Origin of the sequence: Acutalibacter sp. LFL-21 (assembly GCF_025630755.1) — a bacterium.
GTDB lineage: Bacteria > Bacillota > Clostridia > Oscillospirales > Acutalibacteraceae > Acutalibacter > Acutalibacter stercoravium.
Genome location: NZ_JAOTNT010000001.1, coordinates 459,826 through 475,416, shown reverse-complemented (window position 1 = coordinate 475,416; position 15,591 = coordinate 459,826). Strand labels below are relative to the sequence as shown.

The following is a 15,591-nucleotide window of genomic DNA, read 5'->3' as shown; positions in this document are numbered from 1 at the left end:
CCATGAAGCGTGAGATTGTGATTATCGGCGGGGGGCCCGCGGGCCTGGCCGCCGCCATTTCCGCCCGGGAAAGCGGCGTGGAAGACGTGCTTATTATCGAGCGGGAGCCCGAGCTGGGCGGCATTTTGAACCAGTGCATCCACAACGGCTTTGGACTGCACACCTTTAAGGAGGAGCTGACCGGGCCGGAATACGCCGCCCGGTTCATTGAGAAAGCGGAGGAAATGGCCATCCCCCACTGGGTGTCCACCACGGTGGTGGATTTGGCCCGCCAGGGGGACAGCCTGTTTGTCACCTGCGTCAGCCGGGAGCGGGGCTTGCAGATTGTGGAGGCCGGGGCCGTTGTCTTGGCCATGGGCTGCCGGGAGCGCCCCCGGGGCGCGCTGAACATCCCCGGTACCCGGCCCGCGGGCATCTTCTCCGCGGGCACCGCCCAGCGGCTTGTCAACCTGGAGGGCTACCTGCCCGGCAAAGAGGTGGTCATCCTGGGCAGCGGCGACATCGGCCTGATCATGGCCCGGCGGATGACGCTGGAGGGCGCCAAGGTCAAGTGCGTGGCCGAGCTGATGCCCTATTCCGGCGGCCTGAAGCGGAACATCGTCCAGTGCCTGAACGACTACGGCATCCCGTTGAAACTGAGCCACACCGTCATCGACATCCAGGGCAGGGAGCGGGTCACCGGGGTGACCATCGCCCAGGTGGACGAGAGATCGAAGCCCATCCCCGGCACGGAGGAGCACATCCCCTGCGACACCCTGCTGCTGTCCGTGGGATTGATTCCGGAAAACGAGCTTTCCAAGGCTGTGGGGGTGGAGCTTTCCCCCGTGACCAACGGCCCCCAGGTCAACGAGAGCCTGGAGACCAGCATCCCCGGGGTGTTCGCCTGCGGCAACGTGCTCCACGTCCACGACCTGGTGGACTACGTCTCTGAGGAGGCCCAGCAGGCGGGCAAGCACGCCGCGGCCTATGTTCAGGGCCAGCGGGAGGTCCAGGGCCGGGAGATCCCCTTAAAGCCCCAGGGCGCCGCCCGCTACACCGTGCCCATGAGCCTCTCTCCCCAGCGCATGGGAGAGGAGACGGTCATCCGGTTCCGGGTGGGCCGGAACATCCGCAAGGGCGTGGTGAAGGTCTTTGGGGACGATAAGCTGCTCTACTCCCGCAAGCGGCCTGTGATGGCCCCCGGAGAGATGGAGCAGGTGATCTTTAAGAGAGAATGGCTCACCGGCGCGGAACAGGAGATCCGCGTGGTGGCGGAAGAAGAGGAGGCGCAGTGATATGGCAGTGATCGAGTTGACCTGCATCAGCTGCCCCCTGGGCTGCCCCCTGAAGGTGGAGACCGACGGGAACGGGGCGGTAGTCCAAGTGACGGGCAACACCTGCAAGCGGGGCGAGGTCTACGGCAAAAAGGAGGTCACCGCCCCGGAGCGCACCGTCACCTCCACAGTGAAGGTGGAAGGCGGCAGCGCGCCCCTGGTGAGCGTGCGCACCAGGACGGACATCCCCAAGGGGAAGATCTTCGACTGCATGGAGGCCATCCGGGCGGCGAAGGTCCAGGCCCCGGTGCACATTGGGGACGTGGTGGTGGAGAACGTCTGCGGCACCGGCGTGGACGTTGTGGCCACCAAGGCTGTGGAATAAGGGAAAGGGCCTGCCGTGGGGCGGGCCCTTTTCAAAAACTATCAGTGAAAAGGAGGACCTGACATGCTGGACCCACAGATCACCACGGTGCTGTTCGATCTGGACGGCACCCTGCTCCCCATGGAGCTGGAACAGTTTACCAACACCTATTTTGGGCTGCTGGCGAAAAAGGCCGCGCCCTTTGGCTATGAGCCCAAGACCCTGGTGGCCGCGGTGTGGAAGGGCACCAAGGCCATGGTGAAAAACGACGGCACCGAGACAAACGACAAGCGCTTTTGGGACACCTTCGCCGGGGAGCTGGGGGAGGAAGTCCTCCAGCTGCGCCCCGTGTTCGATGGCTTCTATTCCAGCGAGTTCCACGGTGCCCGGGCCGCCTGCGGGGAGAACCCCCTGGCCCGCAGGGCCATTGACGGCTTAAAGGCCAAGGGCTATGACGTGGTTTTGGCCACCAACCCCATTTTCCCCCTGGTGGGGGTGGAGACGCGGCTCTCTTGGGTGGGGCTTGCGGCGGAGGACTTCTCCCACGTCACCGCTTATGAGAACTACACCACCTGCAAGCCCAACCCAGAGTATTATGGGGAGATTTTGCGGAACATTGGCAAGCGCCCCCAAGAGTGCCTGATGGTGGGCAACGACGCCGCCGAGGACACCGCCGCCCTAGAGAAGGGCGTTGGCGTGTACCTGGTGACGGACTGCCTCTTAAACCCCAAGGGGCGGAACATCAGCGCCGTGCCCCAGGGCAGCTTTGCGGACTTTTTATCCTTTGCCGGGGTGCAATGATCCTTTGAAAAAATTTCGTGTTGTTGCAAATGCAACAGCGAAACCGCCCTCCTATGGGGTATCATAAGGACACGGACCGAATATAACCCTAGTAGGATTTGTTTAGAAAGGATGGTTTCTCATGGCAGTTTTAACAATTACCAAGGACAATTTTCAGCAGGAAGTTCTGAACTCGGACATCCCCGTGCTGGTGGATTTCTGGGCCAGCTGGTGCGGCCCCTGCAAGATGTTCTCCCCCATTGTGGATGAGTTTGCCCAGGAGAACCAGGGAAAGGTGAAAGTGGGCAAGATCAACATTGACGAAGAGCCCGACCTGGCCGCCCAGTTCCGGGTGATGAGCATTCCCACCGCCATGCTGTTTGAAAACGGCCAGGTGAAGGAGACCCTGGTGGGCGTGCAGCCCAAGGCCCGGCTGGAGGCCATGACCAAGTAAAAAAAGCGAGCTGATTATCCATGTCTCAGATCTATGATGTGATCGTGATAGGCGGCGGCCCCGGCGGCTACACCGCCGCCCTCTACGCGGCCCGGGCCAACCTTTCCACCCTGGTGCTGGAAAAGCTGACCCCCGGCGGCCAGATGGGCACCACCGATGTGATTGACAACTACCCCGGCTTTCCCGAGGGCATTGGCGGCTTTGAGCTGGCCATGCAGATGAAACAGGGCGCCGAGCGCTTTGGGGCCAAAACAGAGCTCTCCGAGGTCATCAGTGTGGAACTGAAGGGCCCGGTGAAGCAGGTCCGCACCCAGGGGGGCACCTACCAGGCCCGCACGGTGGTGCTGGCCAGCGGGGCCCATCCCCGGGAGCTGGGCCTGCCCGGCGAGGGGGAGCTGCGGGGCCGGGGGGTCTCTTACTGCGCCACCTGCGACGGCATGTTCTACCGGAACAAGACCGTGGCCGTTGTGGGGGGCGGCAACACCGCCGTGGCGGACGTGCTGTACCTCTCCCGGCTGTGCCAGAAGGTGTACCTCATCCACCGCCGGGACGAGCTGCGGGCCTCCAAGGTCTATCTGGACCCCCTGCAAAAGGCGGGGAATGTGGAGTTCGTTTGGGACAGCCAGGTCCAGGAGTTGCTGTACGGGGAAACCGTAACCGGCGTGCGGGTGAAAAACAAAAAAACCGGCCAGCTGCGGGAAATCCCCTGCGACGGCGTGTTCGTGGCGGTGGGGCACATCCCCAACACAGAGCTGCTGCGGGGCCAGGTGGAGCTGGACGAGGCCGGGTATGTCCTGGCGGGCGAGACGACAAAGACCAACCTGCCCGGCGTGTTCGCTGTGGGGGACCTGCGGAAGAAGCCCCTGCGCCAAGTGGTCACCGCCGCCAGCGACGGCGCCGTGGCCGCCCACTTCATCGAGGAGTATTTCTCCACAACTGTAAAAGAGAACGGATAAAGGAAACGGGCCGCCCCAAGAAGGGGCGGCCCGTTCTGCGTCTTGGCCTCAACGCCCAAACTGGCGGACGTGGCGCATTACCCTGCAATAGGCGAAAATAAGGAAGGCGTCTGCCAAAAGCCAGGCCATGGGGCTGGCAAAGCAGGCCAGCAGAAAGCCAAACCGGGGCACCAGGAACAACCCAAAAGCCCCCCGGGCAATCATTTCAAACACGCCGGCAAACATGGCCAGCTTGCTGTAGCCCATGCCCTGAACCAGCAGGCGGATGACGTTGACGCCCGCCAGGGGGATGAAGAAGGCGGCCTGGATTACCATGAACTGGTAGGCCTGGCCAATGATGACCGTCTCGCTGCTGTCCACGAAGAGAAGCATCATGGGGCGGCCGAAAAAGAGGATGAGGAGAAGGGCCAGCACCGAGTAGACGCTGCCAATCACCATGCCTGCCCGCAGGCCGGGGAAGATGCGCTCTGCCCTGCGGGCGCCGATGTTCTGCCCCCCATAGGTGGACATGGAGACGCCCAATGCGTCGAAGACGCAGCCGAACAGCTGGTTGAGCTTGTTGGCCGCCGTGACAGAGGCCACCGCCACAGAGCCCAGGCCGTTGACAGAGGCCTGCAGCAGGATGCTGCCGATGGCCGTGATGGAGGTCTGCAACCCCATGGGAACGCCCATGCCCAGCAGTCGCCGCAGGTAAAAGCCCCGCAGCCGCAGGTCGTCCCGGGAGATGTGCAGGGCGGGCACTTTTTTCCAGATAAAGCCCAGGCACGCCAGGCCGGAGATCCCCTGGGAGATCACCGTGGCCCAGGCGGCCCCCGCCACGCCCATGGGGATGACCAGGATTAAGAACAGGTCCAGGGCGATGTTCAGCAGGGAAGCCACCACCAAGAACACCACGGGGGTGCGGCTGTCCCCCAGGGCCCGCAGCAGGCTGGCCAGCGCGTTGTAAAGGATGATGGTGGGAATGCCCAGGAAGATCACCACAATGTAGTTGTAGGCGTCGCCGATGATGTCCGCGGGGGTGTCCATCCACTCCAGGATAGGGCGGCAGAGGGCCACCGTGGCCACGGTGAACAGCAGCGAAAAGCCCACCGCCAGCCAAAGGATATTCCCCACAAAGCGCCGCAGATCCTCAAAGCTCTTCGAGCCGAAGCTCTGGGCCACCGGGATGGAGAAGCCAGAGCAAACGCCAATGCAGAAGCCCACGATCAAAAAGTTGATGGAGCCGGTGGAGCCCACCGCCGCCAGGGCGCTGGTGCCCAAAAACCGCCCCACGATGACGGTGTCCACCATGGAGTAAAACTGCTGGAACAGGTTGCCAAACATCAGGGGAATGGCAAAATGCAGCACCAGCTTCATGGGCGAGCCAGAGGTCATGTCCTTTGTCACTGCGCAAGCACCTCGCATGCAAAAATTCAAAAACAGCTTCATTTTACGCAAGAAAGGGGAAATGTCAATGGGATTTTGCGTTTTTCCCCAGAGCGTTGTGCAATTTTGGCAATTTCACGCAAAAGCTGTGGGCGCCCTTCCCGCTTTTCCTTCAGAAGCCCAAACCAAAGGGAGCTGCCCGCAAAAAAAACGCCGTCCCCCAGGGGGACGGCGCTTTTTACCGGTTTTGGGGCCTCATTCTGTCTCGAACAGGATGCCCAGGGTGTTGGGGCCGCAGTGGCAGGCAATGGTGCAGCTGGCTGTTGTGACATGGATCTCCCGGAACTCCATAACCTCCTCCACGGCCTGGCGCACCAGCTCCACATAGGAGGGGTCGATGGTGGAGTAGGTGATGAACAGGTGGTCCTGCTTCACCTTGCCGTACTGAGCCAGCTTGTCCCGCACATAGAGGGGCAGCACCTTTTTCAGGGTGCCCCGGTACTTCTTGCCCACATGCATGGAGCCGTCGGCGTTGTCCACCTCGATGCAGGGCTTGAGGGACAGCAGGTTGGCCCCAAAGGCCACCACGCTGGAGCACCGGCCCCCGGCCTTCATAAACTCCAGGGTGTCCAGGATGAAGCTGGCGTGGCAGCGGGGGATAATCCCCTTCATGGCCTCTGCGGTCTCCGCCGCGGACATCCCCGCCTGGATGCGGTTCCCCGCCTCGATGATCTGCAGGCCGATGCCCGTGGAAAGGCTGCAGCTGTCGATGGGGAACACATGGCCGTCCAGCTCCCGGGCGGCCAGGGCGCAGTTTTTCTGGGCGCTGGAAAGGGCCCCGCCCAGGCAGAAGTGGATCACGTCATAGCCCTGGTCCACCCAGGGGCGGAAGTACTCCACATACTCCGCCACGTTGATGGCCGCCGTGGCGGGCAGTACCTTCCGGTCGTAATAGGCTTGGTAGATCTCCTGCACATGGATATCCACGTTGTCCTGGTACTGCTGGCCCTCCAAGATGATGTGGAAGGGGTAGTAGTGCACGTCGTACCGTGCTTTCAGCTCTTCGCCCAGGTCGCAGGTGCTGTCGGCGCTCAAAATGACTTTTCGTTGTGCCATGCTGAAACATCCTCTCTCATGCCCTAGTTGGGGCTCCAAAAGAAATTGTCAATGGTGGTGCGGCCCGGGGGCGCTGCCCTGTGGGCCCCTATGCCCGGGCCGGAACAGCGGCCCCGCCGCGGCCCTGGGCTTCCTCCTTGTCCCGCTGGTGCTCCTTTGCCACGGCCAGCATCAGCTTGATGCGGTTTTCCTGGTTGACCTGGGTGGCGCTGGGGTCGTAGTCGATGGGGACGATATTGGCCTGGGGATAGAGCTTTTTCACCTTGCGGATCATGCCCTTGCCCACAATGTGGTTGGGCAGGCAGCCAAAGGGCTGGGCGCACACCACGTTGCCATAGCCGCTCTCCACCAGTTCCATGGCCTCGGCGGTAAGCAGCCACCCCTCGCCCATTTTGCAGCCGTAGCCGATCACCTTGCCGGCCAGCTCTTTCAAATGGGAGTAGGGCGCCGGGGCGGTGAACTGGGGGAACTTCTTCACCGCGGCGATCAGGTCGGTCTCATACTTGGTGAAGTACCACTTCAGCAGGGTGCACACCTGTTTTTTCGCCTGGCTGCCGCCGTAGAGCTGGATGTCCTCCAGCCGGTTGTCCACCTTGAAGATCATAAAGGAAAGGATGCCGGGCACCATGACCTCGCAGTCCTGCTCGAAGAGGAACTGCTCCAGGCCGTTGTTGGCCAGGGGGGAGTATTTCACGTAGATCTCGCCCACCACGCCCACTTTGATTTTCTCCACGTCCCGGCGCTTCACTTCGGCGAAGGAGCGGGCGATCTGCTCGAAGTACTCCCGCACCTCCCGCTGGGAGAAAGCCTTGCCCTCCTCGAACAGGGAGGTCAGCTTTTGAATCCAGGTGTCCACCAGGCCGTCGCTCTCGCCGGGGGTGGCCTCATAGGGCTTGGTCTGGTTTTTCAGCAGCATCAGCAGGTCGCCGTAGGTCAGGGCGGCAATGGCCCGGCGGATCATGGGAAGGGTGATCTTGAACCCAGAGTTGGACTCCAGCCCCGAAAGGTTCAAAGAAATGACGGGGATAAAGTCCAGGCCGTCCTTTTTCAGGGCCTTGCGCAGCAGGTGGATGTAGTTGGAGGCCCGGCACCCGCCGCCGGTCTGGGTCATAATCAGGGCTACCTTGTGGAGGTTGTACTTGCCGCTGTGCAGGGCGTGCATCAGCTGGCCGATGGACAGCAGCGCCGGGTAGCAGGTGTCGTTGTGGACGTATTTCAGGCCCTCGTCGGCGATCTCCCGGCCGGTGGTGCGCAGCAGGTCAATGTGGTAGCCAAAGCTCTCCAGCACGTTTTTGATCAGCTCAAAGTGGATGGGGGCCATGTTGGGGGTGATGATGGTGTAGTCTTTTTTCATCTCCCGGGTAAATTCCACCCGGTTGGCGTTGTCGGACATAGGGAAACATCTCTCCTTTCCCGTCTTTCCCAGGCGGGAAAGACGTGTAAGGACACACCTTCGGTGTGCCACCCTACTTTCTTGAAAGTAGGAAAAGAACTTTTGAGTCGCGCACTGCGGCTGACGCCGCAGAACTTGGGTGCGAAAAGCGAATTTGCGGCCCGCGCTGACAGCTTATGCCGCCCGGCACGCTGTTCTTTCTTGAAAAAGCAGGCAAAGAACTTTTCATTCGCGCCTGTGCAAGAGGCCGGCGCATGTCCGCGCTGTCGTTCGTTAGCGTACTCGCAGCTGGGTACCGGAAATTTTGTGCCGCGAATCACAAGAAGCGGGAAACCGCGACCACTTAGCGAACAGTTCTCACAAAGCAAGGGCCGTCTTGCGGCCCGCCCCGCGACATGTCCCGTCCGGCCACGGACTTAGTGAGGCGTTGCCTCGCTTCCCAGCCCCAAAGCGGCGAACAGGCTGCGCAGGCGGATGCGCACGGCGCCCAGGTTGGTGATCTCGTCGATTTTGATTTGGGTGTAGATCTTGTCCCCGGCCTCCAAAATGGAGCGGACCTCGTCGCCGGTGATGGCGTCCACGCCGCAGCCGAAGGACACCATCTGCACCAGGTTCAGGCGCTTGTCGCCGCTGTCGGCCACGAACTTGGCCGCCGCGTACAGCCGGGCGTGATAGGTCCACTGGTTCAACACGTGGGTGGGGAATTTGGTCTCCAGCTCGCTGACGGAGTCCTCCGTGACCAGCACGGCCCCGCACTCGCAGATAAGCTTGTCGATGCCGTGGTTGATCTCCTGGTCCAGGTGGTAGGGTCGGCCGGAGAGCACGATCACCGGCAGGTCCTTCTCCTTGGCCAGGGCCAGATACTCCTGGCCCTTCTTGTGAATGCGCTCCATGTGGGCGTAGTACTCCTCATAGGCGGCGTCGGAAGCGGCTTTCACTTCCTTCTCCGGGATGGGGTCGAAGTACTGGGCCAGGATGTTAGTCATCTTGCCGGGGAAGTCCTTGCGCCGGTGGAGGCCCACATAGTCGTAGATGAACTTCACGTTCTCCAGGGCGGCGATGTTGGCGTCCAGCACCTCGGGATAATAGGCCACCACGGGGCAGTTGTAGTGGTTGTCCCCCAGGTGCTCATCCAGGTTGTAGCTCATGCAGGGGTAGAAGATGGCGTCGGGCTTCTGGTCCAGCAGGGCCTCGATGTGGCCGTGCATCAGCTTGGCCGGGTAGCATACGGTATCAGAGGGGATGGTGTGCTGGCCCCGGAAGTAGAGCTTGCGGTCGCTTTCCGGGGAGTGGAACACTCCAAAGCCCAGCTTGGTGAAGAAGGTGTACCAGAAGGGGTACAGCTCGAACATGTTCAGGCCCATGGGGATGCCGATGGTGCCCCGGGGGCCGGTACAGGGCTTGTAGGAGTTCAAAAGCTCCCGCTTGTAGTCGTACATGTTGTATTGGGAGGTGGGGCTCTGTTTTTTCAGGGGCTTGTCGCAGCGGTTGCCCGCGATGTACCGGGCGCCGTTTGCGAAGGTGTTCACCGTCAGGCGGCAGTGGTTTTCGCAGCCGTTGCAGGTGATGGCCCTTACCTCATGGGTGAAGGAAGTAAGCCCCTCCGGCCCGATGATGGTGCTGCGGCCCCGGCCCTTCTCCTTGGAGTAGAGGGCCGCGCCGTAGGCGCCCATCAGCCCGGAGACGGAGGGCCGGATGACGTACTTGCCAATCTCCTTCTCAAAGGCCCGCAGCACCGCGTCGTTTAAGAAGGTGCCGCCCTGCACCACAATGTGGTCGCCCAGGCTGCGGGCGTCCACCACCCGGATGACCTTGTACAGGGCGTTCTTCACCACGCTGGTGGAAAGGCCCGCGGAGATATTCTCAATAGAGGCGCCGTCCTTCTGGGCCTGCTTTACAGAGGAGTTCATAAACACCGTGCAGCGGGAGCCCAGGTCCACGGGGCTGTCGGCAAAGAGGCCCAGCTTGGCGAAGTCCGCCATCTCATAGCCCAGGGCCCCGGCAAAGGTCTGCAAAAAGCTGCCGCAGCCGGAGGAGCACGCCTCGTTTAGGAAGATGTTGTCGATGGTGCCGTTTTTGATCTTAAAGCACTTGATATCCTGGCCGCCGATGTCGATGATGAAGTCCACCTGGGGGTCGAACTTCTTGGCGGCGGTGAAGTGGGCAATGGTCTCCACCACGCCCATGTCCAGGCCGAAGGCGTTTTTGATGATCTCCTCACCGTAGCCCGTGGAGGCGGAGGAGAGGACCTGGATATCCGGGAACTTTTTGTAGAGCTCCTGGAGGAAGTCCCGCACCAGGGGCACCGGGTTGCCAGAGTTGGGCAGGTAGCGGGAGAAGATGATCTCCTCCTTGGAGTTGACCGCCACGGCCTTCACCGTGGTGGAGCCGGCGTCAATGCCCACATAGGCCGCTTTGTCCTCCAGCAGGGGGGCGTCGGTGGGGACGCTGTCCTTCTGGTGGCGCAGGAGGAACTCCTGATACTCCTCCTCGTCGTGGAAGAGGGCGGCGCTGCTCTGGTAGTGGTGGCTGGAGCTGTAATGGGCGATGCGGTCCGTGATTTCCGCCAGGCCGAACTCCTCGCCGGTATGGGAGAGGGCCGCGCCCGCCGCCACATAGTACAGGGAATTTTCCGGGCACAGGCCCTCCACGCCCAAAATGCGGTCAAAGGCCGCCCGCAGCTGGGAGAGGAAGGTCAGCGGCCCGCCCAGGTACACCACCTTGCCCTCAATCTCCCGGCCCTGGGCCAGGCCCGCAATGGTCTGGTTCACCACGGCGGTGAGGATGCTCTGGGCGATGTCGTTTTTCTGGGCGCCCTGGTTCAAAAGCGCCTGGATGTCGGACTTGGCGAACACCCCGCACCGGGAGGCAATGCTGTAAGAGCGCTGGCTCTGCCCGGCAATGGTGTTCAGCTCCTCGGGGGTGATGGAGAGCAGCGTGGCCATCTGGTCGATAAAGGCCCCGGTGCCGCCGGCGCAGGAGCCGTTCATGCGCACCTCCATAGAGCCGGCCAGGAACAGGATTTTGGCGTCCTCGCCCCCCAGCTCGATGACCACGTCCGCTTGGGGGATGTACTTCTTCACAGCGGTGCGGGTGGCGTACACCTCCTGCACAAAGGGGATATGCAGGTCCTCCGCCAGGCCCATGCCCGCCGAACCGGACACGCACAGGCTGGCCCGCTTTGTCTGGGGGAACTTTTCCTGGATGCGGGTAAGCATGCCAGAGGCCTTCTCGGCAATTTGGGAGAAGTGCCGTTCATACTCCTGATAGATGGGCTGGTCCTGCCCATCATAGACCATACATTTCAGGGTGGTGGAGCCCACGTCCAAACCGATCTTCATAAAATTTTTTGACCATCCTTTCCCATAAAGCGGGAGCAGCTCCCGCTGGCCCGGCGCCCCTTCCCCAAGGGGAACGAAGGGGCCGGGTACAATACAATATTCCTAAAGCGGGACAAAGTTTCTTCCTGTTTTTAAGAATATTTCTCGAATTTATAAAAGGTCTTTCCTGCAAAAATTTATATCCATTCCATAGTAGCATTTTTCGACGGAAAAATCAACCGCACACCCAAGGCAACCTGTGGAAAAACCCCCTGGAAATCCCAGCCCGCCAGAGGGCAGGGCCCGCTCTTGTCCCCCGGAAAGAGGGGTGCTATAATACCAGGGGAAGGGCAGGGCCCTGAGCAAAACAAAGGAGGCTTTTTCTGTGGAAGCTGTGTTTTATGAGCATGTGGTGCAGTATTACGAGACGGACCGCATGGGCTGCGTGCATCACTCCAACTACATCCGCTGGTTTGAGGAGGCCCGCACCTGGCTGATGGCCGAGGGCGGCTTTGGGTATGACAGGATGGAAGCCCTGGGCGTGATGAGCCCCGTGCTGAAGGCCGAGGCGGAGTACCGCACCATGTCCCGCTATGGGGAGACGGTGGTCATCGAGACAAGGGCGGAATGGTACACTGGCACCCGCATTGCCTTTTCCTACGCGGTGCGGGACAAGGCTACTGGGGCTCTGCGCTGCCAGGGGCGCACCGAGCACTGTTTTATCAATGAGAAAGGCAGGCCCGTTTCCCTGAAGAAGGCCTGCCCCGCTTACCACCAGACAGTGGAGGCCGCGGTATCAGGGGGCTGAGGGCGGCACGCCCCTGCCCCAAGGCGCCTGTCCAGCGGGAGGGAGAAGGAGGGAGAAGGGGAGAGAAAGAATTTCCGGCAATTGCCCGGGGCGCCGCCTTGACAGCGCCGGGGAAAATCCGGTAAAATGTAAGTACAAATTTGCCCGGCCAGGTCCGGGGAAAAGGGGGCTGCATGATGCGGTACAGATCGAAATACGCCCAGCTGTTTGAAAGGCTGAAGCGGGAAATCCTGCGGGGAGCCTACCAGAAGGGCCAGCGCCTTCCCGGGGAGAACGAGATGGCCCAAGAGTATGGTATGAGCCGCCAGACTGTCCGCCAGGCCCTCTCCCTGCTGGAGCAGGAGCAGCTGATTGAGCGCAGGCAGGGCAGCGGCACCTATGTGCGCTGCGGCGAGCCCCGGCGCAAGCGCTCTTGGAACGTGGGGGTGATGGCCACCTATATCAGCGAGTACATCTTCCCCTCCATCCTGCGGGGCATTGAGGCGGAGCTTTCGGAAGAGGGGTTTTTCCCCCTGCTTTCCGCCACGAAAAACCAGGTGGACAACGAGCGCCGCATGCTGGAGGAGTACATTGACAAGCAGGTGGACGGGCTGATTGTGGAGGGCACCAAAAGCGCCCTGCCCAACCCCAACCTGCCCCTGTATGAGAAGCTGCGGGAGATGGGAATTCCCGTGGTGTTTTTCAACGGCTATTACCCCGCGCTGGAGGGCTGCGTCTCTGTCACCATGGACGACCGGGCCGGCGGGCTCCAGGCGGTGGAGTACCTGGTGGCCCGGGGCCACCGGAAGATCGGCGGCATCTTTAAAAGCGATGACATGCAGGGCCTGGGCCGGTATGACGGCTATACCCGGGGCCTTTTAAAACACGGGCTGGCCCTGCAGGATCAGTGGGTGCTGTGGTTCGACTCGGGCAGCCGGGACACTTTCTTGAAGGAGGAGCCGGGCATTACCCGGGTGCTGGAGCGCCTCTCCCAATGCACCGCCGTGGTGTGCTATAACGACGAAGTGGCTGTAAAGCTGGAAAAGGCGCTGTACAGCCACGGGCTGACGGTGCCGGGGGACAAGGCCCTCATCAGCTTTGACAACAGCCCCTTGGGGGCCTTTGCCACGGTGGGGCTCACCTCTTTTGACCACCCCAAGGAGAACCTGGGGGCCAGCGCGGCCCGCAAGCTGCTGGGGCTTATCAACGGCCGGGAAGAGCAGAGCGTGGTGCTGGACTGGGGCCTGGCGGAGCGGGACTCTGTGCAAAAGGAAAAGAAAGGGAGGAAGATCCCATGAAAAAGGACCATGTGGCCCTCACCCCGCCCATGGGGTGGAACAGCTGGGACTGCTACGGCCCCTCGGTCAACGAGGAGCAGCTGCTGGGCAACGCCCAGTATATGGCCGAACACCTAAAGGAATTTGGCTGGGAATACGTCTGCTGCGACATCCAGTGGAGCGAGCCCACCGCTGGGAAGGTAAGCCCCTATTATGTGCCCTTCGCCTGGCTGACTTTGGACGAGTATGGCCGCCAGCTGCCCGCCGTGGAGCGGTTCCCCTCCGCCGCGGGGGGCAGGGGCTTTGGGCCCATCGCGGAGAAGATCCACGGCATGGGGCTGAAGTTCGGCATCCACATCATGCGGGGCGTGCCCCGGCTGGCGGTGCACCAGCACCTGCCGGTAAAGGGCACGGACACCACCTGCGACAAGATCGCCTCGGACGCCTCTGTCTGCCGGTGGAACACGGATATGTACGGCATCGACGCCAGCAAGGAGGGGGCCCAGGCCTACTATGACTCCCTCTTTGAGCTGTATGCCTCCTGGGGGGTGGACTACGTGAAGGTGGACGATATCTGCAACACCAACGCCTACCCCAACAACCCCTACTCCGCCGAGAAGGAGATTGAGATGATCCGCAGGGCCATCGACAAGTGCGGCAGGCCCATGGTGCTGTCCCTGTCCCCGGGGCCGGCGGTCATTGATAAGGCGTGGCACCTGCGGCAGAACGCCAACATGTGGCGCATCACCGACGACTTCTGGGACCAGTGGGACCTGCTGCTGGAGATGTTCTGGCGCTGCGAGGTGTGGGAGCGCCAGGTCTCCCCGGGCTGCTGGCCCGACTGCGACATGCTGCCCATCGGCCGCCTGCGGCTGCATTTGAAGGGCTTCTCAGAGGAGAGCACCTGGACCAAGTTCACGAAGGAAGAGCAGATCACCATGATGAGCCTGTGGTGCATCTTCCGCAGCCCCCTCATCATGGGCGGCGAGATGCGGGACAACGACGCGTTCACCCTCTCCCTGCTGACCAACCGGGAGATCTTGGACATGCACCGCTACGGCACAGGCGCCCACCAGGTGTACCGCACGGACAAGGCCGCCGCCTGGCGCAGTGTGGACACCCGGGACGGCGGCGTGTATGTGGCGCTGTTCAACCTGTCCGACGGGGAGAAGGAGGTCTCCGCCTGCTGGGAGGAGCTGGAGCTGGAGGGAACTTACACCGCCCGGGAGCTGTGGAGCCACCGGGATGTGGGAACGGTGGACGGGAAGCTGGCCGCTGTCCTGCCTGCTCACGGCGCGGCGGTCTACAAGCTGAGCCGGTGAGCGCTGTGTGGCAGGCCCAGCCCTTGGCGGCCCCGCAGCGGCAGGCCCTGGAGCCCCTGCTGCGGGAAAACTGGGGCGGCCCGTTGATCGCCAGCCGGGGCAGGCTGTTGGACGCCCGCCAGCTGCCCGGCCTGTGGGTGGGGGAAGAGGACAGGCTGGTGGGATACCTCCTCTACCACCCAGAGGGGGACCAGTGGGAGGTGGCCCTGCTGGAGGCCCTGGAGCAGGGCCGGGGCGTGGGCAGCGCCCTGTTGGGGGCCGTGGAAGCGCTGGCCCGCCGGTGTGGCTGCAAGCGCCTGTGGCTGGTGACCACCAACGACAACGCCCACGCCCTGGCCTTTTACCAGCGGCGGGGGTTTTCCCTGGCGGCCTTGCACCGGGACGCTGTGACAGAGGCCCGGAAAACCTTGAAACCCTCTCTCCCCCTGGTGGGAGAGGGGGGCATCCCCCTTCGGGACGAGCTGGAGTTGGAGAAGCGCCTTTGCAGGGCGGGAAGCCCGGCCCTGTAAGCCCTGGGAACGGAAGGGCCCTGGAAGGGAAATAAAGGAACAGCCCTGGCAAACGCCGGGGCTTTTTTCACGCCCTTTGGGGAAAAATATGAAAAAACCGTAAATTCTGCCCCAGCCGGTTGACGGCCCTTTGGGGCGGGTGCTATAATCTCCCTTGCACAAAAAGTTCAAAAAGAAACAATTTTGCAGAATTGCGCAGAAAGGAGGCCCGGGCAGTGGAGCAGACGCGGGGGCCGGATAGGCTGGAGGAAAACCTTGCGGTGGTGATGATGCGGGTGCGGCGCAGCGTGCGCGCCGCCCTGCGGGAGGCTGCCCAAAGCGAGGGTCTCTCCCAAAATGAAATAGAGGTGCTGCTGTTTTTGGCCAAGGGAGGCTATGACACCGCCCGGGACATCAGCCGCCAGCGGGGCATGCCCCGCAGCCTGGTGAGCAAGTCGGTGGACCTGCTTCTCAAGCGGGGCTACCTGCAGGCCAGCCCCGACGCCCGGGACCGCCGGGTGGCCCGGCTGCGGCTGCTGCCCCCGGCCCAGGCCACAGTGGACCGGCTGGTGCTGGCCAAAGAGGCCTTCTTTTCCCAGCTGTGCCGCGGCATCACCCGGGAGGAGGCGGAGGCCTTCTACTCCATGGTGGGAAAATTGACGCGAAACCTGAATGAATGCCCTTTGGCAGACGAGCCGGAGGAACCGAAAGGATGA

General features: G+C 62.2%; 14 protein-coding genes. 10 read left to right on the top strand and 4 right to left on the bottom strand.

Going from position 1 to position 15,591, the window contains the following annotated elements:
• Positions 1-2 precede the first annotated feature (2 nt).
• From ODJ80_RS02075 to trxB, 5 genes are all read left to right on the top strand, one after another.
• Entirely contained in the window at positions 3-1,274 is a 1,272-nt protein-coding gene (locus ODJ80_RS02075) for an NAD(P)/FAD-dependent oxidoreductase (RefSeq protein WP_263040696.1), read from the top strand.
• A gap of 1 nt (position 1,275) precedes the next feature.
• Positions 1,276-1,638 (top strand): DUF1667 domain-containing protein, encoded by a 363-nt coding sequence (locus ODJ80_RS02070; protein ID WP_178862972.1) that lies wholly within the window; start codon positions 1,276-1,278, stop codon positions 1,636-1,638.
• A gap of 63 nt (positions 1,639-1,701) precedes the next feature.
• Positions 1,702-2,418: an HAD family hydrolase gene (locus ODJ80_RS02065; protein ID WP_263040695.1), complete on the top strand. Its 717-nt coding sequence runs from the start codon at positions 1,702-1,704 to the stop codon at positions 2,416-2,418.
• Between the two features lie 121 nt (positions 2,419-2,539).
• A complete protein-coding gene (gene trxA / locus ODJ80_RS02060; RefSeq protein ID WP_178862976.1) occupies positions 2,540-2,851 on the top strand; it encodes a thioredoxin in 312 nt (103 codons plus the stop codon).
• 20 nt (positions 2,852-2,871) lie between these two features.
• On the top strand, positions 2,872-3,807 hold the full coding sequence (gene trxB, locus ODJ80_RS02055) for a thioredoxin-disulfide reductase (RefSeq protein ID WP_263040694.1): 936 nt from the start codon (positions 2,872-2,874) through the stop codon (positions 3,805-3,807).
• Between the two features lie 48 nt (positions 3,808-3,855).
• Here the strand turns inward: trxB and ODJ80_RS02050 are convergent, their stop codons facing one another.
• The 4 genes from ODJ80_RS02050 to ODJ80_RS02035 all read right to left on the bottom strand — a co-directional run bounded on the left by ODJ80_RS02050 (position 3,856) and on the right by ODJ80_RS02035 (position 11,022).
• Positions 3,856-5,193 (bottom strand): MATE family efflux transporter, encoded by a 1,338-nt coding sequence (locus ODJ80_RS02050; RefSeq protein ID WP_263040693.1) that lies wholly within the window; start codon positions 5,191-5,193, stop codon positions 3,856-3,858.
• 234 nt (positions 5,194-5,427) lie between these two features.
• Complete coding sequence (locus tag ODJ80_RS02045; protein WP_263040692.1) at positions 5,428-6,288, bottom strand: DegV family protein; 861 nt, start codon at positions 6,286-6,288, stop codon at positions 5,428-5,430.
• Positions 6,289-6,376: 88 nt separating this feature from the next.
• Positions 6,377-7,681 (bottom strand): 2-hydroxyacyl-CoA dehydratase, encoded by a 1,305-nt coding sequence (locus ODJ80_RS02040; protein WP_263040691.1) that lies wholly within the window; start codon positions 7,679-7,681, stop codon positions 6,377-6,379.
• 416 nt (positions 7,682-8,097) lie between these two features.
• Positions 8,098-11,022 (bottom strand): acyl-CoA dehydratase activase-related protein, encoded by a 2,925-nt coding sequence (locus ODJ80_RS02035; protein WP_263040690.1) that lies wholly within the window; start codon positions 11,020-11,022, stop codon positions 8,098-8,100.
• A gap of 364 nt (positions 11,023-11,386) precedes the next feature.
• On the opposite strand from ODJ80_RS02035, the gene ODJ80_RS02030 reads away from it, so the two are divergent.
• From ODJ80_RS02030 to ODJ80_RS02010, 5 genes are all read left to right on the top strand, one after another.
• Entirely contained in the window at positions 11,387-11,809 is a 423-nt protein-coding gene (locus ODJ80_RS02030) for an acyl-CoA thioesterase (RefSeq protein ID WP_317619848.1), read from the top strand.
• A 173-nt stretch (positions 11,810-11,982) separates the two neighbouring features.
• A complete protein-coding gene (locus ODJ80_RS02025; RefSeq protein ID WP_263040689.1) occupies positions 11,983-13,086 on the top strand; it encodes a GntR family transcriptional regulator in 1,104 nt (367 codons plus the stop codon).
• Positions 13,083-14,387, top strand: coding sequence for a glycoside hydrolase family 27 protein (locus tag ODJ80_RS02020; RefSeq protein ID WP_263040688.1), 1,305 nt, complete (start codon positions 13,083-13,085; stop codon positions 14,385-14,387). The genes ODJ80_RS02025 and ODJ80_RS02020 overlap by 4 nt, the downstream gene beginning before the upstream one ends.
• On the top strand, positions 14,384-14,896 hold the full coding sequence (locus tag ODJ80_RS02015; RefSeq protein WP_263040687.1) for a GNAT family N-acetyltransferase: 513 nt from the start codon (positions 14,384-14,386) through the stop codon (positions 14,894-14,896). Before ODJ80_RS02020 ends, ODJ80_RS02015 begins: the two co-directional genes overlap by 4 nt.
• A gap of 215 nt (positions 14,897-15,111) precedes the next feature.
• Positions 15,112-15,591: a MarR family winged helix-turn-helix transcriptional regulator gene (locus tag ODJ80_RS02010; RefSeq protein ID WP_263040686.1), complete on the top strand. Its 480-nt coding sequence runs from the start codon at positions 15,112-15,114 to the stop codon at positions 15,589-15,591.